A 23,911-nucleotide genomic window follows, 5' to 3' on the forward strand; every position below is an offset into this window, starting at 1 on the left:
CGCAGGCCCGTCCTTCCAGACAGAGATTGGAAAGTTCAGCCGCCCTGCCCTTTTTAGTTTTCAAGCCTTCCTAGTTCTCAAACGCGCGCCGCCGCAGCGGGTCTAGCGTGCGATCACGATATCGGCCTGCAACCCGCCCAGTTCGGCGCTTTCGGTCAGGCGCAGCGTGCCGCCATGCGCCCGCGCCACATCCACAACGATGGCAAGCCCCAGTCCAACCCCGGTTCCAAGGTTCTGATTGCGCGCAGCATCCAGCCGGGTAAAGGGACGTATCGCATCACCGCGCTGCGCGGGGTCGATACCGGGACCGTCATCCTCGACCCGGATGCGCAGGGATTTTTCCGTCAAAGTCACAGAGACCCGCGCCCGGCTGCCATATCGTACCGCGTTCGAGACCAGATTTTCCACCGCCCGGCGTATCGATTGCTGGCGCAGCATCACGGTGCCAGACCCGCTCAGCTCTCCCAGCATCACATCCTTGCCTTGCCGCTGCCAATCCTCGACGATGGCATGCGCCATTTGCATCGGATCCACCGGTTCAGGCTCGCCTGTTGACGCACCGCGGGAGAAATCCAGAAAGGCATCCAGAAGCGCCTGCATTTCATCGACATCACGCAACAGCGGCTCCGCTTCCTCTTCGTCCAACATCGCCAGCCCCAACTTCAGCCGTGTCAGCGGCGTGCGCAGATCGTGGCTCACCCCTGACAGCATCAGGGTCCGCTGCTCGATCTGCCGCTCGATCCGGGCGCGCATATCCACGAAGGCGCTGCCAGCGGCCCGTACCTCTGTCGCGCCGCGCGGCGAATAAGGGATCATCCGTCCCCGGCCAAAGGCCTGCGCCGCATCCGCAAGCCGCTTGATCGGGCGCAGTTGGTTGCGCAGGTAGATGAAAGAAATCAAAGCCATGAAAAGGCCGAAGAAAACCATCGTCACGATCAGCTGATGCGGCGCTGCCGCCGTCAACCGCCGCCTGTCCACCCGCAGTTCCATCCTGCCAAGGTCGGTATCCAGGAACACCTTGACCTCGCGGTTATCGGGAAACTGCGCCGCGACAAATCCTGGCAAATCCTGCTGCATCTTGTCCCGGACAACGCGGCCAGAGAATTCGTACCACCCCACCAGATCCTGCGGGTCAGGTTCATCCTCCTCAAGGAACCGTGCCCCCATCTGCAGAGGCTGCAGGAACGGAGCAATCCGCACCAGCATGTCCTGTTGGCTTTCCGCGCCTGCGCCCTGCTGTTGCAGCAATGCGATCTGCTGCATCACCGTGGCCGTCATCTGGGTGGTCACATCCTCCAGATCCCGTTTGATAAAGACGATGGAGACCACAAGCTGCATCGACACGATAGGCACGATCAGGATCAGCGCCGCCCGGCCATAAAGGCTCCGTGGAGAATATTGTTTGAGCCTTTGCAAGAACATGCGCTAAGCCTACAGGGTCGCCCCATGGCTGTGAAGGCACCCGGCAGGCTTTTGCCCCCGCGCCAGCAACAAAAGGAACGGATACCCGAATGCAGGCTCCAGACGATTTCAATCCCGCCCCCGGTCGTGCCGAAGAGCTGCAACCGGGTGTGCGCCGCATTCTGGCCCCGAACCCCTCGCCAATGACCTATCGCGGCACCAACACCTATCTGATCGGAACCCGGGATCTGGCGGTGATCGACCCAGGCCCGGTGCTGCCAGAGCATCTGGAGGCGATTTTGGCCGCAGTGGGCCCTGATCAACTTATCAGCCATATCATCGTCACCCATGCCCATGTGGATCACTCCCCCCTTGCCGACGAGCTCAGCCAGCGTACCAGCGCGCCAGTCTATGGTTTTGGCCCGGCCAGCGCAGGCCGGAGCCCGGCGATGCAGCAACTGGTCGCGCAGGGCATGACGGGCGGCGGCGAAGGCATCGACACCGAGTTTACGCCTGACATCACGGTGGCAGATGGCGATGTGATCTCCGGCGAGGGCTGGAACCTTGAGGTGCTGCACACGCCCGGGCACCTGGGCAACCACATCGCGCTGGCTTTTGGGGATGCCTGTTTCACCGCTGATCACGTGATGGGCTGGGCCAGTTCGCTGGTCTCGCCGCCCGATGGCGATCTGACCGACTTCATGGCCTCCTGCAGCAAGCTGCGCGCCCGCGACTGGCGGATCTTCTATCCCGGCCACGGCGCCCCGATCACGGACCCTGCCGGACGTCTCGACTGGCTGATCGCCCACCGCGAAGCCCGCGAAGCCGCCATCATCGATGCGCTGCGCTCCGGCCCGGCCCGCCCGGGCGATCTGGCCGCCCGGATCTATACCGAAACCCCGGCGGCCCTATTGCTCGCTGCCGAGCGCAACGTTCTGGCTCATCTCATTGACCTAATGGGAAAATCCCGCGTAGCTCCGGTCGGTGACCTGAGCGCAACCGCAGAATTCAGGCTGCTGGGCTGATCCCTGGACGACCCTGCCCCAGAGCGGTTTTCGGTCCCGGAATGTGCGATCCGATGTTATTTGCATTTTTTTCGCCTCCCCCTCTGGACGCCCCCACGCAGGGCCGCTATACGGCGCGAACCGTTCCGGCGTAGCTCAGCGGTAGAGCAGTTGACTGTTAATCAATTGGTCGTAGGTTCGATCCCTACCGCCGGAGCCATAAAAAGCCCTTAAGTCGCAAAGACTTAAGGGCTTTTTTGGTTTTTTGACCAGGGGCAGGTTTTGGATTTAGGGGCAGTTTGGGGGCACTATCTCTCAACACCTCCCAATAGACCATGCAACCTGCCAACGCTCATGAATTCACGCATTCATGCCTGGATGAAAGCATGCAAGCATGTGTTGCGCCAAGCATGCAGGCTTGCCTGAAAGCGGAAAATCTATAGGCTCAGTCGGGATAGTTATCTTTTCTTCTTCTTTTAGAACAAGGTGCTATGCAATGAAAGCTAGCTATGAGGACCTGCGGACTGTCAAACAGCTTGTGAATGAAACCCCTTTTCTGACTGAGCAAAAGCTCCGTTGGTATATCTTCAATGCGGAGACGAATGGGCTTCTCTTCGCGATCGTGAAAATCTCTAACCGGGTTTATATCGACCGCGTTGCATTTGCAGATTGGGTGGAAAGCCATCGAATGGCCCCAGCCAACGATTGAACTGAAGCGATCTACAATCCGTAGCAGCTTGAAGGGACAGCCCTGTCGAAAGGCAGGGTTGTTTCCTTTTGCAAAATAGGGCCACTCAAAAGAATGGCCCATCGATTGGGAGGTCGCCTGATCGACCAAAGCCTGACAGGCGATACAGTTTTTTCGACAAAACGTCGAGGTATCTGCTCAACAGTGTGAGCAACTGTAGAGCTTATGTGTTACTGCTCAAATCAAGGTTTAATGTCGGCTTATCATAATCCCAGGCAAGCCTTTCCGATTGGTCAGTTCGAACTGGAAGGACGCCTCCCTGTCCCCAAGCCAGATGCCCGCACCGACCGAGTGCCTGGCGGGTCGTACGCCTTTCCTTCCACGTGGAAATTCGAACAAACGGAAAGGTCAGCCAGATGAACACAAAATACCAACATTTCAAAAATCTGAGAGACGCAAAAGCAACACTGGCTCAACAAATCGGTACAGTTGAGATCAGCTTCTTCAGATCACGAGAGGATTTCTCAATCTTCCGCGTCAGACGGGCCGGAGACCGCCATTACTTAGGTACCCTCTACGAAGGACCGGATTGCTTCCTACTGATCCCGTTAAAATCATAGTTCATTGAAATCATTAGATTTGCGCGCCGCGCTTTGCATGAATTCACGCAAAGCGCTTAAGCGCAAAGCATGTACGCATGTTTGGCGCTTAGCGTGAATTCATGTTAGCATCAAAGAAAAGATCAAAGAAATTGACATATATCGTTGGTTTGGTTTCCCAGAAAGGTGGCGTCGGGAAGTCAACACTATCGCGCATGATCGCTCGAGAGTTCGAGAAGGGTGGCATGCGCACCAAAATCGCCGATCTGGATACCCAGCAACAGACATGCACATACTGGGCGGGGCGTCGCGCCGAGAGCAATATTGAGCCGGAAATTCAGGTACAAAGCTTTGCGACCGTGAAAAGCGCTTTATCGGATGCGCCTCGATTTGATGCTATGATCATAGATGGTAAGCCGAATGCTTCGGAACAAACTCTGGAAGTGGCCAAAGCTGCCGACGTGGTAGTAATCCCCACTGGGCAGACAGTTGACGATCTACACCCCGGCGTTCTGCTCGCGCATGGTCTCGTTCGCAAGGGCATTCCCATTCCCCGCATTGCCTTCGCTATGTGCAAGACAACCGGCAGTGCCCGTGAAAATGACGCCGCTCGTCGCTACCTGGAAGAGGCCGGTTATTCCGTCCTCGCAGGAGAAATTCCGGTTTCGACCGCCTACGGATCGGCATCAGACAACGGCAAAGCAATTACCGAAACGTCTTATGTAACGTTGAACCGTAAAGCTTCGAGGCTCGCGCAAAGCGTCGTGGACCGCCTAACCGAACTCGCTGAAAGGAAGGCTGCATGATGACCACTAACATCGCAAAACTAAAAAGCCTAAAGGGCAATCCGCCAAAAGCTCAGAGCCAAATTGACGTGATCGGCGGTGACAAACGTTCGGAGGCGATAGAACTAAAGCCACTGCAAGTGCGAATTCCCAAAGATGTCTTCGAGGAATTCTCCGAATGCGCTGGAAAGCAGTTTGGCTTCAGCCACGGATCAAAGAAAAAACTCTTCCTAAAGATGTGGGAAATATACAAAGCGCAAACCATGAAAACATAATTTCTCACGCTCGAAGGTGTTGCGCTTTAGCCACGCTATGTGCTGAAAATTGAAGTCTCGGTTATGAAAAACCTCAACAATTATGAAGGTAAATTTTCGCTTTAGAACATAATAAATTTGAAAGAAAAAATTTAGGTAATGATTTGAGATATTTAACCATCACGTTGTCTGCGCTACTTTTAAGCATAAAGGTAAATGCAGTTTGCCCATCCCCTCCAGTCAGCTCGCCCAACGAGTTGGTCATCCAGATGAAAAAACAAGGCAATGGTTCGGCAGCTTGGGCTGCGACTAACCAGGTTTCTGCTACTGTTGAAGGTTCTTTGGTATGGGATGATGCGAACGATGCCATCGCCTACTGTGATGGAACGAACTGGATAACCCTTGGAGATTCTACATCGATCCAGTCTGGGTTTAATAATGCGGAAACCCTTGGCCAAAGTTGCACAACGCCCGGCACTCTAAGTCATTCCGCTAGCGGAGAACTCATGGTGTGCGCCGATTTCGACGGTGTAACTTGCTCCGGCTTTAACCCAGGTGCTCTATCCATCGGAAGTGATGGCTCCGTATTTTTATGTACAAATTGAAAGGTGAACACATGAGGCTACTATTTTCTATTCTTGTGCTGGCGTCGACGGCGGCTTCAGCAGCAGGAGCACAAACGTGGCAAAAAATAACACCAGGAGGTGGCTCTGGCGACTCATATACTGCATGGGGAACAACGAGTTGTGCCTCGGGGTACACAGCGGCATATACAGGCGAGGCCATCTTCCCAGTTGGTTGGGCAGGTGAACCAGGAAGCGCAATATGCAGCTCTACCCTCTTGAACGCCACAAATGACACTGCTGGCGGCACAGGATCAGGTTGGTCAGATGGTATAAATGAAGATGGCAACAGAAGGTTACACCAAATGGATATTTCATGCGCAGTCTGTGTCAAATAAATATTTAAATCAAAATTTATACTGCCATGTCAGAAAACAATCATACGTAAACTTGTAAGTTACCACATAAAATTTTGGGAAAATACAATTAGGGAAATTAGAGACACAATGAAAAACTACCTACTTGCAGCATTTTTAATAGTTACGCCATCGGCGCAACTATTTGCACACTCGAACATGACAGAAGGGCTCGATCGAAAAATTTCTGCTCTCCACGCAGCATTAAAGAGCTTTCAAAGTTCTATGGATCAAAGGTTTTTGAATTTTGAACAAAGAATTAGCAATTTAGAAAACCCTCCAGCAGCAAGCAATAGCGCACCTACTGCGAACAACAGTTCTACCGCTTGCACTCCAACAACCCAAACTGAGTATCAGTGGGGCCAACAAAACAATCAGCTGTGTACTGACGGCGTTATGGGCAAAGTCTCCTACGAAGAAAAAAGAACGGCAACAACTGACTGTAGCGGCAATACTACATACACAAATTGGAAAATGGTAACTGGCCAGGAAGCGAGTGATAGACAATCGCGCCGAACAGAACCTTCAAACTGCCTTCCACCTCTTGGGAACCCAATTCAGCATCGTAATGGGGTTCGTGTAAACTAGCAGACTCGAGGCATACATATTGCTTAGCATTATTGTATGCCTAGTCTTTTCTAATTGAGGTACTTTAGTCTTGAAATCGTTGATCTTGAGACACCGAGATTTCTAGCTATCTGAGCATTACTAACGCCCTCACTCTTCCATTGGCGTACTAGCTTCTGTTGATGTTTATTAAGCTTTTTCGGGCGACCTAATTGCCGCCCCGCACGTCTAGCTAGCTCACGCCCCTCTTCTGTGCGCTCGCGAATTAGACTGCGTTCAAATTCAGCCAATCCGCCCATTATCACAAGCATCAGTTTTCCTGATGGTGTCATTGTATCTGCCCAAGGTTCTGCCAACGATCTAAATCTTGCATTCTTCGCGTCAAAATCGCTTACAATTCTGAGCAAATCACTTGTGGATCTGGCAAGCCTATCCAGTCGCGTTACAACAACAAGATCGCCATCTCCAACAGATTCAATCATCTTTTGTAGTTCTAATCTATTTTTGTCGGCACCACTTGCTTTCTCTTGAAAGATTGTGATGCACCCTGCTTCGTTCAACCTCTTTAGTTGTGAACTCAGCGTTTGACCCGTTGTAGACACACGGGCGTACCCTATCAATTTCATTAAAGAATTATGCACGCAACTTACGCACGCGCCAAGCTCTTGATAAATATAATTTAATAACAGCGTGCAAAACTCTTGATTTTTGCACGCCTTCTAATGTTCAGTGAAAGAAAAAGCTCTACTATCTATTTCACTGTGTTTTTAATCTTCCACATTTGGTGGGCTTGAACGCGCCCCAATGCGTCTTTGTTGCTTTGTGAGAAAAACAGCTTTTCTGGGCTGTCAAACCCCAGTCGCAACGCCGTACTCATGCATTCAACCAATGGTTTTTCGAGGTTTGCTTGCGCTTCAAACGGATCAACCTCCTTGGTCACGTGTGCAACTAATCCTAAAACAAAGGAGTACCCCCTAGGAATGACGGCGCTTACCAGCGCACGAGCGCGAGGACAGGTCCGCTTCGTAATCGCGTCGGAGTCGGGGTCGCCACCTAAAGTCTTCTCAATATCGGAAAGCGGCGCACCAGTGATCCATGCCGAAATGCCTTTCAAAACGTGACACAGAACTTCGTCGTCTAAGTCCGCTCCCTTGGGCTTGCCAGCAGCAGTTAACAACCCAGGCCGCGTATCGCTAAGCAACTCCGTGCACGCCTCAGCATCCTCAACAAGCCAATTCGTCGTCCATTCGATCCACGATAATATGTCGGTTGGTAAGCTTCCGATCGAAGTCGAAATTCGTGCTTTGAGACGCACAACAACTTCTGAAGGAAGTCCGCTTTGAGATGCAAGAATTGCCGAGGTTTCATCCGCCCCTCCCGCATGATGCGCCTCGACGGCACTCTTGAATGCTAAAACTTTTTCCTCGAAAGCATTCTCAGATGATTCACTTCGCGCAACATATGAGGCAAGGGATTTTCTTAAATCAAATATCCGTTTCGCACTGGCTGAAACTTCGCCTGCCTGAATGTTCGCAAACCTATTAATTGTATATTTTACATCTGAATCAATTACTTCTCCGACATTCACGCGATCCAAAACGATCTGCAATGGGTCGGATATCTTAACGCAGTGATCATCTTCCGGAAGTACTGCTTTGAGCTTCTCGACTGTTCGGGCGGAAAGTTTGTTCTTCTCTTTGAATTGAATGATGGGCTCCGGCACCAAAAGAACCAATCCGTTGGCGAGATGCCCGGCACGCCCGGCTCGGGCGGCAGCATTGAGAATTTCATGGGCTTCTAAACTTTCCCGTCCACCTTGCACACCAGCGCGCTTGTCACCGGCCAAAATGGCAAGATGAGCGGGAAGATTCAGACCCTGCGCCAGGGTGGGAGTCGCAACGATAACTTTTGCTCCAGTTGGGCGTTTGAACATCCTTTCTGCGAGGTCACGCTCCAATCGAAGCATGGCTGAGTTGTGAGGAACCGCGCTAGCCGGTCCCACCAGCAGCGAGTGCCTTCGTCCTCCAAGTTCAAGGTCAAGCGCAGCCCACCTTAAAGCCTCTGGTTCGGTCGGCTCTATTGTCTCATCAATTAGCTTTGCAACATCACCGGCAACCTTGACGGCGTCATTCTTGGTGTTCACAAAAATAATCGTCTTCAACCCTTTGGGAGCGGCAACGGCAGCAATGCTACCCGCGACTTCGTTCGAATTTGGGGTGAGGCGAACGCTAGGTCCGTACTCAAGTTTCCCAGCCAGTTGAACGCTATCGGTAAGCAACGGTGTTGTAGAACAAAATGCGCTGTCCTCGGAAAGCCAGTTATGTTGAAGCCCCCAAATGGCATAAGGTTGGGCAAGCAATTGGGCTTGTGCAATTTTCCGAAGGCTGGCTGCCCTTTTTTCACGACGTTCATCTTCTTGTTGTTGCGCTAGGATTGCGTTCTCGCGAGCAGTCTCCAAATCTTTGGTGTCGTAGATAACAACGCCGCGTGCTTGCCGACTTGGTTTCCATATGAGATCGACATCTATCGCTGGCCTTCCCGTTAACTCCGTCAACCATCTGGCAAGCTCTGCACCATTCTTAACCATCGCTGAAAGAAATAGAATGTCCGCGTCGGGCGCAACATGGTTAAAACCCAACACGCATAGCATTCCGTCCAATGCACGCCTGATTTTACCAGATTCCGGGCTCAATAGATGGCATTCGTCAAATACCATAAGCCCTACCTCACTGAATGCCTCCGGTGCAAAAGACAACATTGCCAAGCACCGTTCTGGCGTCATCACCTCAACATCTTGAAAGATCGCATCTTCCTGAAGCAGAAGATCGAAATCACTGGAGACTACAGAGCCAAGCAATTCCTTTGGGAACATCGCTTGCAGGTCTTCCGTCAATTGCTCTACGAGCGCGTGGGTGGGAGCTAAAAAGACAACCTTCTTGCCACGCGCAAGAACTCCCGCGATTTTCAACGAAGATACAGTTGTCTTACCGGCGCCGGTAGGGAGGACAACAACTCCCGATACTCCGGTTTGATGAAATGATCGCTCGACGGCCTTCCGGTGATTGGGCCACATATACGGAAACTGGTTGCTTCGATAGCGCAACCATTCTCTCCAAGTGTTATCATCAGCCCCATCGGGAGGTGGAACACGCATAAGGCTGGCACTCGCAATTCCATCGGTGGCAGCGAGCAAAAGCGAAGCGAGGTGATGTGGACCGGAATAAACGTATGCTATTGTCCGGATGGATGCTGTAAGTTCTCGGTTAGAGCTTGAGAGATCAATAACCCGCTCGAAGGCTTCCCTGGCATTGTTAAAACGGCCCAAGATGCTTTCCGGCTCAGGCAAGTTCAGAAAGCGTGCCGCAAATAGCTCAATCCCCGTACTAATAGTCTCTAACAGGGCCGCAAGAACTTGCTCATCAGTATCCTGGTATTCACGAGGTTGACGCCAGCGCGCGGATCGGTTGAGGACCTCCTTTAGGCGACCACGACCAAGATCGATGAGATGTTCAGTGAGGATCGTGGCCTCATAGAGTTGGCCATCGATTTCTGTACGAATTGCTGTAGCTGCCTCGTTGGCATCGGCGAATTGCTCGGCAATCAAGAATAGCAGTATTGCCGATAGGGCTGGATCGAGTCTGCTTCGGTCAATATTGGGTCGCGCAATAGCCTCTAGCCGTTCTGCATCACGCCGCGCAATGATTTGTTGTGCGGTTGCGGCGACGAACGCCGCAGCTCGCGCATCTTGCGGCTCTACCTGGAGCGTTGCCGCGAGTTCATACGTGTCAGCGAGTCTTTCTAGGCTCCAGTCGTCACCGTGATCATCACTGGCGGCCTCAAGACCTCCCATCCTGAAGGAAGCAAGATTGGCATAGTGATAAGTAAGAAAGGCTGGCAGATTATCGGGGTCAAACCCCGGCATTGCAGGTGCCGAACGCAAGAGGGCAGCAGTTTCAGCGTCAAACATTTACACCTCTCCGTCTTCGAGATTGTTAAGGTAATCAATCGCCTTCTCAGCCAAGCCAGCTATCCAAGTGCGCATTGCAGTTGGGGTGATAAAAGATGCTCCAATGCGCTGTTCGGCATTGATGTTTTCGATGCGGTTGTAGTCCGCAAAGAGAGCTTTACGTTCCTCCTGCGCATCGTAGCTATCTGGCAATGAAAACGCCGCTCTGTATTTTCTTTTTGATTTGTCGGTCACGGCGGCACTTATCCGCGCGACATCTTTTTGCAGCACACCAGCACTACGGAGAAGCGCTCCTGCTGCATCTATTATCTCTGCGCTACGCAAGTTCTTATGACGGTCTTCAAAAGCAGGAACGACCTTGTAAAGAAATGTGTTCCTAGGATTATCTGTGCATTTGTCTTCGAAAACAGTGCTGCTTGTTATTTTATCACCTCCACTTGCCAGTTCGAGCATGAGACCATCTAGCCCTTGCGAAGTCGCACTGACATGCGGGTCTTTCAACAACGCGGAATCTCCATGTGTTGTCTTTGCCGCGATCCAGGAAATAACCTCGAAAACAAATCCGTCGCGTTGCCATTTGGGATAGCCTTTTCTTGGTTTGCTAGCAGGTTCTTCAACGGTCAGTCTAATTTTAGCTTCTTCACGCAACTCCTCGAACGAGAAGGCTGGTTTGGCAGGGATGAGTTCATTGAGAATGTGTGAAGCTTCAGACGCCTGGCCCATAGCAACAATAGCTATTAGAGCTGCAAGCTCGTCTTCGTTACCTGGAACCCATCGCTCTCCCACGCAATTCTCATCAATTGTGCACGCTTCGCAATGAACAGGCGCTAAGTCAGCCTGGTCAGAACTCCCCTCGGATTCATCGAGATTCTCTTCAAACTGCTTACTCAATTATGCAACTTCCCACCTTAAACTTTCACCGCCACCAGTTCATGAAACTCAATTTCGCAATGTAGCAATCTGTAATTATTAAATCTTTTCCAACCTAGCCTTTTGGCTGTTATATGCGAATTCAGATATCGATCGGTCTCTGATCTTTTCGACAACTTCATCAATCGCAAACAATGGAACTAAGAACCATTCACGTGGCGAGACAGGATGTCCAAAGCGGTCCTTAATCTCGACGTCGAGCCGCGCGGACTCAAAAATTCGGTGAATTAGATTTTCGAGTTTCGTCCTGTTTATGTTGTAAAGTTCATAAGTGGCAACAACCTCCACCTCCGCCATCAGGAAGGTTGGATCAAGCTTGGCATTTGCTATGCGCTTTTCCACAGTTCCGCTCGTCACGCCGATTTTGTGAAGCACATCCCGGTGTTCGGCGACGGTTGGGTGGTCCGATTTGCTGCGAAGCACATAGATCAATCCACTCGCCAAATCGTCGTCGTCAGTTTCCGATGAAAACAGAGGCCCAGGACCGCTAGGATCAGTAACAATCCGGCTTGTTTCATCTTTGTATAGCGCTCTTTGCAGAGAACGAAGCAGGATGTTGCTCTCAGTGCCGTTTGAGTAAATCACCCGCAGCCTGGCGTCTGTCTCGCCGTTTGGCGCGCGGATTTCTTCTCCAACCTCAGCGACATACAAGGTTTGACCGCTCAGGATGAAGAACTCACCTTTCTTAATGTCTGCTTTGAGGAACCCAGCTTGTTTTCGAATATTTCGGGTCGTGCGCACGCCCACATCCAAGTCGTTCTGAACCTCTGTGAACAAAGGCTTGAACTTGGCAAAATCTTCGCACCGCTCTCGATTGGCAATTTCTTCAGCTGCCTTTTTCTCAGCCGTCGAACGAACATGTTTCAACTCGGTTATCGGTGGAGCTTCTAACTCTATGCCCAGCTCGGCCAAAAGCGCGTCATCATCCAGGTCTTCGGCATCGCGGGCGGGAGTAGGTGAAGCACCAGATAACAGGCCAGTGGTATCCATTGGCTCAACCAACTCCCGACACTCTTCAAGCTCTTTGATGCGATCCAACCGAACGGCATACAGGCGCTCAAAGATATCATGATCTTCGCCATGTTCCGGCACGCGCCCGTGCTCTTCGGAAAACCGTTGAATCTCTTCGAAACCTGCGACGATGCGCTCCTCGCGGGGTGTTCGGCTGACAACTCTTTTCGCTTCGACCTCGACACCGAGTTCCGCCAAAAGCGCGTCGTCTTCCTGCGTAAATTCTCTAGCCATTTGCGGCCTCCTGCTTCATGCGCGCGAGGTACGCCACACCTTCAGCCATTTTCTTTTCCCAGGCATCCGGCGAAGTGATTGAGGGCAAACGGCCACGTTCTTGCTTGAACTTGACGGCCCTACGAGCCAAATCTCTCGCCTCTTCCGGAGTTAGTTGTACCTTCTTGGCCGATATCACCGCTGCGACTTGCTTCAAGCTTTCCTCGCTCATGGTTTTCGCCAAGATGGCATAAGCTTCGCCGAACGGATTGATCCTATCGATCAAATCGATATCGAGCTCGCGAACATCCATCGCGAACTTTCTGACGCCGTCGATCAATGCGGTGTTTCCAGTGGTCTCACCTTCTTCCGCCGTCGATAAGGCTACTTCCTTGGCCTTCTGCGTGAGATTCAAGGCGGCAATAGCATGCTGCCGGACGGCTTCCTGGTCCTCAGCATCAAGCTCAGGGAATTTCGCTCCAACGATCTTACCCATTCGAACCTGGGTAAGCTCTTCCGGCACTAACTCTTCATCAAAGAGCCCGCGCTCAATAGCAGTCTTATCTTGTACAAAGGCCGTGATAACTTCGTTCAAGTCTTCCTGGCAAATACGTTCGGCTTCTTTGCTCTTGGGTGCAGCAAGGCCCTTGATTTCGATTTGGAATTGTCCGCTTTCCTCGTTGAAACCAACGTTCTCCTTATCTGGATCGTAACCACCCTCGCCATAGTCGAACCCTTCGACAGGCCCGCTCGCTTTGGTTTTCGGAGTAAAGTTGAACCGGGGCGCAAGAACTTGCTCCATAAGCAAGCTGGCCGCGATGGCCTTCAACGTATCATTCACCGCCTCTGTCACCGCCTCTTCACCGGCGTCTGGCTCCGCGATAAGATTAGTGAACCTTGCGCGGGTTTTGCCTTCAGCATCACGGGTCGCGCGACCGATAATCTGCACGATCTCTGTGAGACTTGCTCTGTAACCGACCGTCAATGCGTGTTCGCACCAAATCCAGTCGAAACCTTCCTTGGCCATGCCCAGGGCGATGATGATATCAACGTGATCCCGATCGTCCTTGTGCGCTGGGTCCTTGAGCGCCGCCGATACCTTGTCGCGCTTGGCCGCTTCATCATCCACTAGATCAGCGATTTTCAGCACGCGCCCTTCGGGCGTTTTGACAAGCTGAAAACCAGTTTCTGGATCCGTGCCTTGCCAATCACCTAGAGCGTCAATGATGTGCTCCACCTCTCGGTGTTTATCTTTGGTGCTCTCGCGCGAATTTACATTCGGGATATGCACGATCGTTTTCTCGTTCGGATCAAGGACCTTCAGAATATCGTCGGCATAGGAACCCGAATAGAAGAAGTATCCAATATCGAGCGTTTTCAGGTATTTGTACCCGTTCAGCTGCTCATAGTAAGTGTAGGTAATCGTGTCGAATTTGGCTTCGTTCTCAGGCACAAGGATCGGCACGGCATCGCCCCGGAAATAGCTGCCGGTCATGGCCACGACATGCACCTTGTCGCGGGCGATAAATTCATTGAGCTGAGAGCCAAGAATGCTGTCTTCGCTGGCTGAGACGTGGTGGAATTCGTCCACAGCGATCAACCGGTTATCAAACGCTTCGACGCCAAGCTTCTCGACGGCAAAGCGGAAAGTGGCATGAGTGCAGACCAATACCTGGTCGCCACTCTCAAGGAACGCGCCAACTGATTTGACCTTGCCACCGTCCGTGCCAGGCGAATTGCACAGGTTCCATTTGGGCGCGACAGTCCAATCCGCCCAAAAGCCGAACTTGCTCAGTGGTTCGTCGTTGAAACTCGATCCGATCGACTTTTCAGGCACCACCACAATCGCCTGTTTGAGCCCTTGGTTTTGCAACTTGTCGAGCGCGATGAACATCAACGCGCGGCTTTTCCCGGATGCAGGCGGCGACTTGATCAGAAGATACTGCTCGCCCCGCTTTTCATAGGCGCGTTCCTGCATTGCCCGCATGCCAAGTTCATTCGACTTGGTCGAACTGCCGTTCTGGGCGTAGGTGACGGAAACGGATGGAACGTTTTTCTCTCTGCTCATTATCTGATCTTTCTTTATCGTTCTAGTGTCACCGGCGTTCCCCCGCCACACTCGCCAGCGCTGCTTTTAAAACCTGAAAGCAAACCTTGGCCGTGTGCTCGTCGGGTGTGAACCCAGAGACCATTTGTTCATATGGATGAATGTAATTCCTGAAATCTCGCAGCCCGTGGCTGAACTTCTTAATGTCGGGCTTCAGCAACCCAATCTCGCAAGAAACATCGATGAATTGGGCCAAGCTCCACTCGTGGAACTGCTTCACGCTCCCATCATTCCGCTTCGGGCTTGAATTGGCTTTGTTGAAGCGCGCTGGCTCCTTCTGCGCTGCCCCCAGCAAAATTGCTTCCAACACACTGCCACACAGAAAAATGACCGACAGATAGGCTCCAGCCCCCATTGCCGTTCTCGCCTCATTCAAGCGGCTTTGGATGATCGGAACCGCCTGGGCTTCAACGGGCAACTTTTGCACGTTTGGGACAGTGAACTCGCGGTGCAAGAAATCATCGACTGTTTGCTTGGGCTTTGGGGGGCGTTTCTTGCCGAGAAGACGATCAGCGATAGAGCGCCCTTTTTCCAGCACGGGCTTGTCAATCTCGCGGCCATTCAGCTCCCCGTCGGCTTCGTAGGAATCCATCATCTCAGACAGAACCTTGCCAACTACGGCATCCGGCTCTTGCTCCCAAAAAGCGCGCATTTTCTTGGCCTTCGAAGTGCCATAGGTCTGATACTTCGGACCATGAATATTGATCCCGTGGCGCTTGAAAAACTCGCCATAGCTAGGGTCTGAGTAGTCAAGGACGTAACCGCCCCCCATATCCAAGAGCTTCTCCATGTAGCGTTTTTCGATGTCCGTAATGCTGCTCATGCAGGCACCTTCTTGGTCATCTTTGTGTACAGTTCGAAGAGCTTTTCCAACCGTTCGGTGTCGTTGCGGAAGCGGCGACCAATATAGATGCGTTCAAGTGTTTCATCATTGCGGTCATGGGCAGCGCGCAGATCGGTTGGCATTTTTTCGGGATCGTAGAGATCGGCGATGGTCGCAGGAAATTCTGCTTCGCGCGCTAAAAGAATATCTTCGGCACAGCGGGTTAAGTCAGCCTTGTTCTTTTCTGTGAGTTTGGGAACGGGAAAGGTGTTCCAACCCAGAGTATTCGAATAGCGGTAGTCCGATTTCATCTTCCCGCAAACCGTTGCAATCCACGCTAGATGAAGCCGTGACGCGATCAGCGCCATGTTCCAGAGCGGAGCATCGTATAGACCGAACGCATAGTTGACGATTGCGTTTCTTGGAAGGAAGCCAACCGGGAAGAAATCTCGATTCTCTGAGCTGACAATAGGAAGAACCATCGCCTCGGTATATTTAGGTGACCTAACCTCAACGAAGCGATAGGGTTTTTCTGCCCAGTCTCTGGTTGCCTTCTTCGGACTATTTAATCTGTTTGCGCGGACTTTTTCAAAACGGGATGCGAGCTCAGGTATCTCCTTCGCTTCCTGATATTCATCCTCTTCAATCCAAAAGCAGAACCTTGGATTGCTCTTAATGAACTCTTGGCCGCCAAACATCGGTCGGACGAACTTCCGCGTATTCTCATCAAGTGCGCCCAGGTCTGAATGCTCAAGAAGGAGATGCCCTCCATCCTTTGCAAAGTTTCCAAGCGTCATCTCTGATATTTCGGAAATTGGCCCCTTGCGCGCATTAACAAATATTGTCTTTGCAGGTGCAAGATATGGGTTGATGTTATCTGTTGAGACGGAAACGGTCTTGCCTTCGCCATCTTCAGAGAAGATTTTCCTTTCCCGAGATGCGCTTGCTGATATCCCTACAATTATTACAATTACGCCTGCATTGTGTGCGGCCAAGTTCTTCCACTGGAAAGATGTGTGGGCGAAAGATATTTCATGATCAAGCCCTTGTATGATGGGCCATAGCACCGGAACCTGCTGACCTTGGCAAATTGAGTTTGTGGACACGAACGCCGAAGACGCTTTCGTTCTAAGCCCGTACTCCGCAGCCTTGAAAAACCATCCGCAAACATAGTCAAGCGACTTCCACTTTTTGGTGCGCTCTCCAAGAATTGCTTCGATGTCTGCCTTCTGCTCATTAGTTTGTTTTTTGTCACCGATGTAAGGTGGGTTTCCACAGATGTAGGTCTCCCCGCCCTCGTTCTCGAAGTCGATCTCTGCTTGATCGACTGGTGACATAAACAAGTCATCGGCATAGTGCTTCACACCTGTTCCCGTGGGCGGGCAGATGCTCAGCCAGTCAAGCCGCAAGGCGTTACCGCAGGTAATCCAGTTCATGGCGTCCAGCGGGAGAAACTCAGCCAAAGCTTCTTTCTGGCCCCGATAGGTCACGTCGCACTGATATTCAGCGATGATCAGCGCCAGCCGCGCGATTTCGGCGGGGAAATCTCTCAGTTCGATGCCACGGAAATTTGTCAGGGGGATTTCGGTCCGTCGATCGCCCTCGCCACGACGCTCATTGATCTCAGCCTCAATCGCCCGCATTTCCTTGTACGCGATAACCAAGAAGTTGCCGGACCCACAAGCCGGGTCAAAGACCCTGATCTTGGCCATGCGATTGCGCAGATTGAGAAGCTTGCGAGGGTTGTCCCCCGCTTCCTCAAGTTTCTCACGCAAGTCGTCCAGAAAAAGCGGATTCAGAACCTTCAAGATGTTCGGAACGGACGTGTAGTGCATCCCAAGCGCGCCACGCTCCTCGTCATCCGCGACCGCCTGGATCATCGACCCGAAAATATCCGGGTTGATCTTGGTCCAATCCAGATTGCCGATATGTAGCAGGTAGGACCGTGCGATCTTGGAAAATTTTGGAACGTCTGTACTACCTGAAAACAGCCCCCCGTTCACATAGGGGAAGACGTTCGCCCAACGGGCAATGTTCGCAGCCGCACGATCCGCAGCCTTGGTGTTCATGGCGCTGAACAGCTCACTGATCACCTCATGGGTGTTCGAGCTGTCCTTTTCGCTCATACGATTGATCGTGCCGGTGAACTGATCTGGTTCGTTGAAAATATCGGTGTCTTCGGCAAAGAAGCAGAAAATCAGTCTGGCCATGAAGTGGTTCATGTCATGGCGGCGCGCCTCGGTGCCCCACTCCGGATTATCCTTCAGGAGCTCAACGTAAAGACGATTGAGGCGTCCGGTCGCTTTGATATCAAAGGCGCTTTCGCGGATTTGCTTGACCGTGCTGATCCCGGCCAAAGGCAGGAAGAAGCCAAAGTGATCTGGGAAGTCTTTGAACGCGCAGGCAATCGTCTCACCCGTTGCCAGGTCTTCAGCTTCAAGATCGGCACCGTCAGTCGCCAGGACGAATTTCGCTTTGGCCTTGGCCGTAGCTGGGCTTGCTTTCAGCAGGGATAGAGTTTGCGAAACCGTTCCATCATCACAGACTTTGAGATGGATGTTATTAGTCTGAAGAACGCCACCCAGGTCGGACTTATTAGATGAACCGGTGCGCAAACGTTTAATCGTTGTTGCCTTGTTTCCAAAGGCTTCTAAGAAGGCGTAGGGAAATTCACCTTTGTCAAATGGCTGCTCGGCCAGGGCGGAAATTGCCTCTTCGATTTCAACGGCGTTCACTTGTTGCTTCCTCGATTTTCGTTCTTCGCAGATTGGGACTGCGTTGCTTGTGTGCGCTCAACATACTCCCGCATAAACTCCCGAAGCACCTGAGCCGCAGGTTTGTCCTGGGCTTTGCAGGCTTCTACGAAGCTTTCTCGCAGCTCGCGCTGCACGCGTATGCGGAGACCGGCGTCTTTCATCCGCTGAAAGTGTACCCAATGGATACACATCTGTAAAATTCTTAGTTGAGTTCCGCCCTTTCATAGGAAGGAAGCCCAAACTCATTTCTCAGACGGTCGGACAGGTCCGCTTCTTCTACTATCGAACCATCGGATAGCTTCAACAGGAACAGATCATCGTGACCGGCGGCTCCCGTATCGATCGGCGTGTAACCCGGCTTACACCGCTTGATCCGTTCCCTGAGCCGCCTGATTGCCTCGAAAGCGCCCTTCTCTCGGGCACCCTCCAAAACATAGTTGGAACAGCTCTTCTTGAAGAGGCACCGTTCCCGCAGAGATGTCGGGGCGACCCGCTGGTACACCAGAATCGCCCAGATTATGGGATATCTCACTTGCGGAAGACGGCTACGGAGAAGGTCTTTTCGTAAGGGCTTGTCGCACCGAACCCGAAGCAACCATTGGAACCAGGGACAACGGTGCTGTGGTTTTCCAGCCCCACAAACTCCCACCCCGCGTTTGCCTCGGCAGAAATGACCGAGCCCAAACTGGAAGCGACGCCAGTCGTTGGGTCTTTCCGGTCAATCGGTGGCTCAAACGGTACGCACTTGTAGTCCATCAAAGAATCCTTCTTCTCGTATTGCGTGAGTACCCTTGCTGCTCATTCGCGTCACGTCAATCCGCGAAATCATGCAGCTCCATCGGTGTGGGCTTCGATAATTCATTACCCGGATGGCTCCAGAAATGATAGACTGCGCGGCCTTTGGGTAAATGTTTTCCTTTCTCAAAAAATAAAAAAGAAAGTAGAAACATGAGGAAAACGACCCTCGGCTTCGTTTTACGGATAGGAAAATGGCTGTACTTAAGCCTGCACCTCACCAGATAAAACGAATGAACCCTCCAGCAGCAACTGGAGGGTTCGCTTTTCAAAAAATATGAAAGTAGAATTCACTTATATCACCCTACGCAAATTAAGGGAAGAAAAAAAGAACCCAACACACCTAGAGGGCTGGGGGCATTGTCAGAAAAATGGTAATGTCGGACACCAAAAGAAACAAATAAACAATGTAAGAGAGAAGCATTGCAGAGCTCTAGTAGGGAAGAAAATAGAACAGAGACTTGGTCTGAAAAGTCGTCCGAGTTACTTAAGAAATTGGCAAAGCTAAATAAAAACTTGATTCAGGCTTACAGAGACGGAAACTTGGATGAAGTACATAAGATAAAAGTCAACATCGGACTCTTAGAAGATGAAATAACCTTGTGCTTGATGGAATTGAAGTACCTGAAAGAGATTGTAGATGTAATTCCGGAGTAACTCCACGAAAGAAAGCGTTTTCCGAGCGCCATGTTCAGTCGTAGATTGCACGCGGCACGCCCGAAACATGAGGCCAAACACTCGAAAAACTACTTGGCTATCTTTCGAATTCATCGGCATCCTCCCGCGTGCGCTCATGAAGAATTTCATAGTAGTCCCGCACCGTTTCGTTGCGGAGACCCTTCGACGCCTTGCGGCGCTCTGAATCCAACGTTTCTTCCCACGCACGGGCCAACTGTTCCTTTTCATCTTCAGCGAGGTCTGAGCGCCAAATTTCCTCTTCTGAAAGCTGTGTCACGATTGACTGGCGTTCACGCCACAGTTCCATCCCACGTTTCCGGCGCTGCTCGCGGTGGCCGATCTGGGCAACAGCTTCATTATATTCGGCTTCAGACGCACCAAGCCGCGCGTGAAGCTCCAACTCGTCATGTTGGTTGATTTCCCACTGGTTCCTCAGGCGTTCCAACTTGCGGTGCGCACGCGGCATAGACTTTGCCGCCTCGTTCGCTTCTTTCCGCCCCTTGGATCGGAATCCAAAAAACTTCCAGCCCTTCTTCTTGCCGACTGCGTCCAAATCGATTTCTTCAAAGCTCTCCCCTGCTTTGAGGCGACGGTCGATCTCTGACCATGCGGCTTTCGGGTTCCGGTACAGATGAGAACAAACGTCCTCAAACTCCCGGTTGGCCTTGCCAATGTCCTCCGCAACACGTTCCTTGACCCATTGGACACGCCGGATGGCACGACGATCCTTGGTGTGGCGTTGCGCGGCTTCAGTGGCCCGTTTTTCGCGGTCTCGGAAGTACGCGTAGCGATTGGCGGCTAGAAGAGCATGTTTGAGGCGCGCCTCAGACTCGGCTTTTGCCTGAGCCTTCTGGCGATCATCGTCCTGTTCGAGTTCATCAAGGATGGACTCGGGGCGTTCTGCATCTGGTGGCTCCAGTTGGTCGGCCACCTCACGTGTGAGGTCCCGATCGATTTCATAATCCTCCCAGGATTCCTGAAAACGGTTTTCGAGCCGATCCTGGCGGGCATGCTTCCCAACCTTTGACAAGGTCATGAAGTGCTCACCATCGGTTATGCGGAACCCTTGGCCTGCGCGCCTGAGATGCAGGCCATGCGCGTCCAGCCGGGCTTCCAGGTCAGCCCAGCTGGTGGCGTCTTTGAAGTGGGATGTGATGTCGCTGCGAATGCGGCGCATCTCTGTTTCGGACCACTTTGCGAGCGGCGTGTCGCCTTCACGTTCAGCCCGGAGTTTTTCCTCGCGAGATGCTTCCTTTTTCCGGTCAGGGTCTTTCTCGCCTTTGCGCAATTCCTCCAGATCGGGCCTATCCACGATCCGGAGCCCCAGCTCCTTCTCTTGGCGCTCAAGGCTTTCCATGATCCGGTATACATCTCGCCACGGGTTCCAAGCCCGTCCACTTTCCGGGTGTACCGTGTTGACGACTACGTGAATATGAGGGCAGTCGCCGTCGTCGTGCGCGACGATCAAGTGCTGATGCTCTGAGAGGCCAAGATCAGCGAGTAGCGTCTCAGCCACCTGCATCTGCACCTCTTTCGGCGGCTGTTCGTCCGGTGGCCAGCTGATGGGCAGATGGTACACCGGCTTCTTCACGCGACGCGAAAGCTCCGCTGTCGCCTGCATGATTCCAGCTACAACCATAGGGTCATTGTCTGGAAGATTGCGGGCTTCTGACCAGATCACGCGATGGGGGTTTTCTTCACCCTTTCTGCCTTCATGCAGATAGCGGAGAAGACCTTTGAACCCCCGCCCCTTGTAGGGGTTGCCGATCATGGACAGAACGGACGGAGCGTGTCCGTCAGGTCATGCAAAACTGAGAGCAGCTGTTTCTCAGGAACATGCTCGCCTCTGTTGGCCTGACGGGCGAGGCCATTGAGCCGGGTCCCTTCGTGGACCATTAGGGTAATGGCCTCTGGTGCGATCGTATTGGGTGAGGCGTCGTCCGAAGTCCAATGCTTGAGCGCGCCGGTCACGCGCCTGAAGACATGCTCGATGTGCTCGGCACCGTCGATGCTGCCTTTCTGGGCGTGGCCCAGGAGCTGGTTCAGATTGGTCGCCACCGCGTTCAATTGACGGATCAGCTCCCCAGCTTGCACATGGGGTTTTTGCCGGAGGGGCTTTCCCAGGGCAACGCTGCGAATGAATGCAGACAGGGTGACACCCGCACGTTCCGCATTGGCGGAAATACGTGCGCGCTCGGACGGCGTGACCCAGAAGGTCACTTGCTCGGTTCGGCGTTGGTGGGCGGGTTTTCTGGAACCCTTTGGTCGTGCCATTCATTCAAGCCCTCTGCGGCGCTTGAGCAGACAAGGTGATTCCCTTGAGACGTAAGGCGTAGCCGGGTCGAATGGGGGTCATATATCCTGTACAGAAACAGTTTTTTCTGTACAGATATACTTCCTTGCTCCTCAAAAGAACGCTACGCGAACAACCTGTATTGTCAACTTATGAATTCTGTACAGAATTTATTCTTTTGTTTTTCTGACACAAGGACTTAGCCACAGGCTCCAATATCCGGCAACAAATGTCAACACGTTTGGCAACGTGTCCCTTGTAGCCAACAGACATCAATCAGAGCCAATGTCAGTTCTCACTAACCCACCGAGCCATAAGAAGGTGCGACGGAAATCACGCGACGCCATCAAATGGGGCGTCGTATGGCCAATGGTGTCCAGCGCGACAAGTAAACTGCGTGGTCCGAAAGCTACCGCGTATCCGCACGGGTTGGCCTATACCAAACGAGACACGCCACGCGTTCAACCTGGCCAACCTCGATGCGGTCAATAAGGGAATTCAGGATGAGCAACTGGGCAAGCTTAAGCTACAGCAACAATGCCACCTTCGGTGAGCGTATTTTTGTGAACATGCCCTGGCGGGCAAACATCGACCGAAGCAACAAGCTGACGGCCTGGATTGCGCCGGTCATCGGTCGAGAAGATGAACCTGGGATATGGCGATTCAGGGCGAAGTCCGGAACATCTGACCTTCCTGAGCATCAGACAACCGAACTTCTCGCAGGTGTCTTCACCATGATCGCTGGTCATGGTTACGCCCCGGAAAAGATCAGTTTCACTGTACTGGCAACTCTGGCGCAGCGCCCTCAACACCACATTTCACCCGAACACAGGGAAGCCGCAAAGCGTCACATCGAAAACCAAAAGTCTGGCCAACTGATGGAGCTCTCTACCTCACGCGCCCTGACGCGATAGAAAAAAACCTTTGATGCAGTAACGATCAACGGCAGGGTCGCAAGTCATTTCCCAAAAGGCTCGCGCACAACCCTCGCGAGAAGGCGAGAATTGTTGACGTATAGTTTTTGGCGATAGACCCGCGTAGGAACTGTCTGACGGTTCCCGGCACGGGAAACCTTTCATGCCTTTGTCACGCGTCCACCAAACGGGCGCGATGCGCCCCTCTACTATGGAGGGACAAATGTCCAATCGTGAAACAACGGAACTCTTTGATTTCGAAGATGGCAAGGGGCCAGGCGCGGGTCCTCGACAAGGCCGCCCCTCGCAGGGTGTCTTTCCATTTGAAAATTGCAGCACCACTTGAAAACCCCTTTCAACATTCCAATACCCTAGTCACTTCACCTGCGTGGGAACTGTCTGACGGTTCCCGGCACGGGAAACCTTTCATGCCTTTTTCACGCGTCAACCAAACGGGCGCGATGCGCCCCTCATCTCATGGAGGGACATATGTCCGATCACGACTCCTCTGAACTGTTCGACTTCGAAGACGGCAACGGACCCATCCCGGCCAAACGTCACATCAATCCAGACGGCACAGTGGGCGGCTGGGTGGCCCATACGGCCACAGTCGCAAATACAGTCTATGTGGGTTACGATGCATGGGTCTTTGGCGACGCGCGGGTCTTCGACAAAGCGCGGGTCTTCGACAAAGCGCGGATCTTCGGCACTGCGCAAGTCTTCGACAATGCACAGGTCTTCGGCAACGCGCAGGTCTTTGACAATGTGCGGATTTTCGGCAACGCGCGGGTTTACGACCATGTTTTGGTCTTCGACAATGCATGGGTCTTCGGAAACGCGCGGGCCTTCGGAAATGCGCAGGTCTTCGACGTTGCGCGGGTCTTCGGAAACGCCTGGTTCGGTGGCGATACGAAGGTGACGAGAAAGCTCTGGTTCCCTATCCGCTCCGAGTAAGCAACCAAATCGAAATAGACCGCTCCCTCCGGGGGGCGGTTTTTGCTATCTTATGCACTACATATAATATTCCTGTCAGTTTAGTCTCGAGGCAAACGAGAATTTGTCGGAGCAGTTTTTTGTCAGACAACAGATCATTTTTGACGCGAGTGATTTACCGCGTATCCAAGTCTATTCGAAAGAGTATTGACCA

Annotated in this window: 19 protein-coding genes and 1 tRNA gene; 9 read left to right on the plus strand and 11 right to left on the minus strand. The window is 52.4% G+C overall.

The features are described 5' to 3' along the window. Nucleotides 1-102 precede the first annotated feature (102 nt). Entirely contained in the window at nt 103-1,422 is a 1,320-nt protein-coding gene (locus SM766_RS02355) for an ATP-binding protein (RefSeq protein WP_274867629.1), read from the minus strand. 89 nt (nt 1,423-1,511) lie between these two features. Between SM766_RS02355 and SM766_RS02360 the strand changes: the two genes are divergently transcribed. The 7 genes from SM766_RS02360 (at nt 1,512) to SM766_RS02390 (ending at nt 6,298) form a co-directional block, all read left to right on the plus strand. Beyond that, nucleotides 1,512-2,426 (plus strand): MBL fold metallo-hydrolase, encoded by a 915-nt coding sequence (locus SM766_RS02360; RefSeq protein ID WP_368946768.1) that lies wholly within the window; start codon nt 1,512-1,514, stop codon nt 2,424-2,426. A 124-nt stretch (nt 2,427-2,550) separates the two neighbouring features. Continuing rightward, nucleotides 2,551-2,625: transfer RNA gene (locus tag SM766_RS02365), tRNA-Asn, on the plus strand. A 276-nt stretch (nt 2,626-2,901) separates the two neighbouring features. Continuing rightward, a complete protein-coding gene (locus SM766_RS02370; RefSeq protein WP_368946769.1) occupies nt 2,902-3,114 on the plus strand; it encodes a DNA-binding protein in 213 nt (70 codons plus the stop codon). A gap of 730 nt (nt 3,115-3,844) precedes the next feature. Continuing rightward, on the plus strand, nt 3,845-4,498 hold the full coding sequence (locus tag SM766_RS02375; RefSeq protein WP_368946770.1) for a ParA family protein: 654 nt from the start codon (nt 3,845-3,847) through the stop codon (nt 4,496-4,498). Continuing rightward, nucleotides 4,495-4,752: a hypothetical protein gene (locus SM766_RS02380; protein ID WP_368946771.1), complete on the plus strand. Its 258-nt coding sequence runs from the start codon at nt 4,495-4,497 to the stop codon at nt 4,750-4,752. Before SM766_RS02375 ends, SM766_RS02380 begins: the two co-directional genes overlap by 4 nt. Before the next feature lie 248 nt (nt 4,753-5,000). After that, nucleotides 5,001-5,336 carry a hypothetical protein gene (locus SM766_RS02385; protein ID WP_368946772.1) on the plus strand — a complete coding sequence of 112 codons (336 nt, stop codon included), beginning with the start codon at nt 5,001-5,003 and terminating at the stop codon, nt 5,334-5,336. Between the two features lie 464 nt (nt 5,337-5,800). Next, nucleotides 5,801-6,298, plus strand: a complete 498-nt coding sequence (locus tag SM766_RS02390; protein ID WP_368946773.1) for a hypothetical protein — start codon at nt 5,801-5,803, stop codon at nt 6,296-6,298. Nucleotides 6,299-6,348: 50 nt separating this feature from the next. Here the strand turns inward: SM766_RS02390 and SM766_RS02395 are convergent, their stop codons facing one another. The 10 genes from SM766_RS02395 to SM766_RS02440 form a co-directional block, all read right to left on the minus strand. After that, nucleotides 6,349-6,903 carry a recombinase family protein gene (locus tag SM766_RS02395; RefSeq protein WP_368946774.1) on the minus strand — a complete coding sequence of 185 codons (555 nt, stop codon included), beginning with the start codon at nt 6,901-6,903 and terminating at the stop codon, nt 6,349-6,351. Nucleotides 6,904-7,028: 125 nt separating this feature from the next. Further along, nucleotides 7,029-10,244, minus strand: coding sequence for a DEAD/DEAH box helicase (locus tag SM766_RS02400; protein ID WP_368946775.1), 3,216 nt, complete (start codon nt 10,242-10,244; stop codon nt 7,029-7,031). Then, nucleotides 10,245-11,135, minus strand: a complete 891-nt coding sequence (locus tag SM766_RS02405) for a hypothetical protein (protein ID WP_368946776.1) — start codon at nt 11,133-11,135, stop codon at nt 10,245-10,247. It lies immediately after the preceding gene. Nucleotides 11,136-11,213: 78 nt separating this feature from the next. Then, entirely contained in the window at nt 11,214-12,419 is a 1,206-nt protein-coding gene (locus SM766_RS02410; RefSeq protein WP_368946777.1) for a GIY-YIG nuclease family protein, read from the minus strand. Further along, the gene (locus SM766_RS02415) at nt 12,412-14,466 is read right to left on the minus strand and encodes a DEAD/DEAH box helicase (protein WP_490363341.1); all 2,055 of its coding nucleotides are present in this window, start codon (nt 14,464-14,466) and stop codon (nt 12,412-12,414) included. Before SM766_RS02415 ends, SM766_RS02410 begins: the two co-directional genes overlap by 8 nt. Nucleotides 14,467-14,494: 28 nt before the next feature. Next, nucleotides 14,495-15,328 (minus strand): hypothetical protein, encoded by an 834-nt coding sequence (locus tag SM766_RS02420; protein WP_368946778.1) that lies wholly within the window; start codon nt 15,326-15,328, stop codon nt 14,495-14,497. Continuing rightward, nucleotides 15,325-18,063, minus strand: a complete 2,739-nt coding sequence (locus tag SM766_RS02425; protein ID WP_368946779.1) for a class I SAM-dependent DNA methyltransferase — start codon at nt 18,061-18,063, stop codon at nt 15,325-15,327. Before SM766_RS02425 ends, SM766_RS02420 begins: the two co-directional genes overlap by 4 nt. Before the next feature lie 223 nt (nt 18,064-18,286). Then, nucleotides 18,287-18,733, minus strand: coding sequence for a membrane protein insertion efficiency factor YidD (gene yidD, locus SM766_RS02430; RefSeq protein ID WP_368946780.1), 447 nt, complete (start codon nt 18,731-18,733; stop codon nt 18,287-18,289). 900 nt (nt 18,734-19,633) lie between these two features. Continuing rightward, nucleotides 19,634-21,328: a relaxase/mobilization nuclease domain-containing protein gene (locus SM766_RS02435; RefSeq protein WP_368946781.1), complete on the minus strand. Its 1,695-nt coding sequence runs from the start codon at nt 21,326-21,328 to the stop codon at nt 19,634-19,636. Continuing rightward, a complete protein-coding gene (locus tag SM766_RS02440) occupies nt 21,325-21,831 on the minus strand; it encodes a plasmid mobilization protein (RefSeq protein ID WP_368946782.1) in 507 nt (168 codons plus the stop codon). Before SM766_RS02440 ends, SM766_RS02435 begins: the two co-directional genes overlap by 4 nt. Nucleotides 21,832-22,353: 522 nt before the next feature. Here SM766_RS02440 and SM766_RS02445 point away from each other — a divergent pair. Beyond that, nucleotides 22,354-22,764: a hypothetical protein gene (locus SM766_RS02445; protein WP_368946783.1), complete on the plus strand. Its 411-nt coding sequence runs from the start codon at nt 22,354-22,356 to the stop codon at nt 22,762-22,764. A gap of 489 nt (nt 22,765-23,253) precedes the next feature. Further along, entirely contained in the window at nt 23,254-23,718 is a 465-nt protein-coding gene (locus tag SM766_RS02450) for a hypothetical protein (protein WP_368946784.1), read from the plus strand. Nucleotides 23,719-23,911 lie beyond the last annotated feature (193 nt).

Origin of the sequence: Pseudophaeobacter sp. A-200-2, from assembly GCF_041008815.1 — a bacterium.
GTDB classification, from domain to species: Bacteria; Pseudomonadota; Alphaproteobacteria; order Rhodobacterales; family Rhodobacteraceae; genus Phycobacter; species Phycobacter gallaeciensis_A.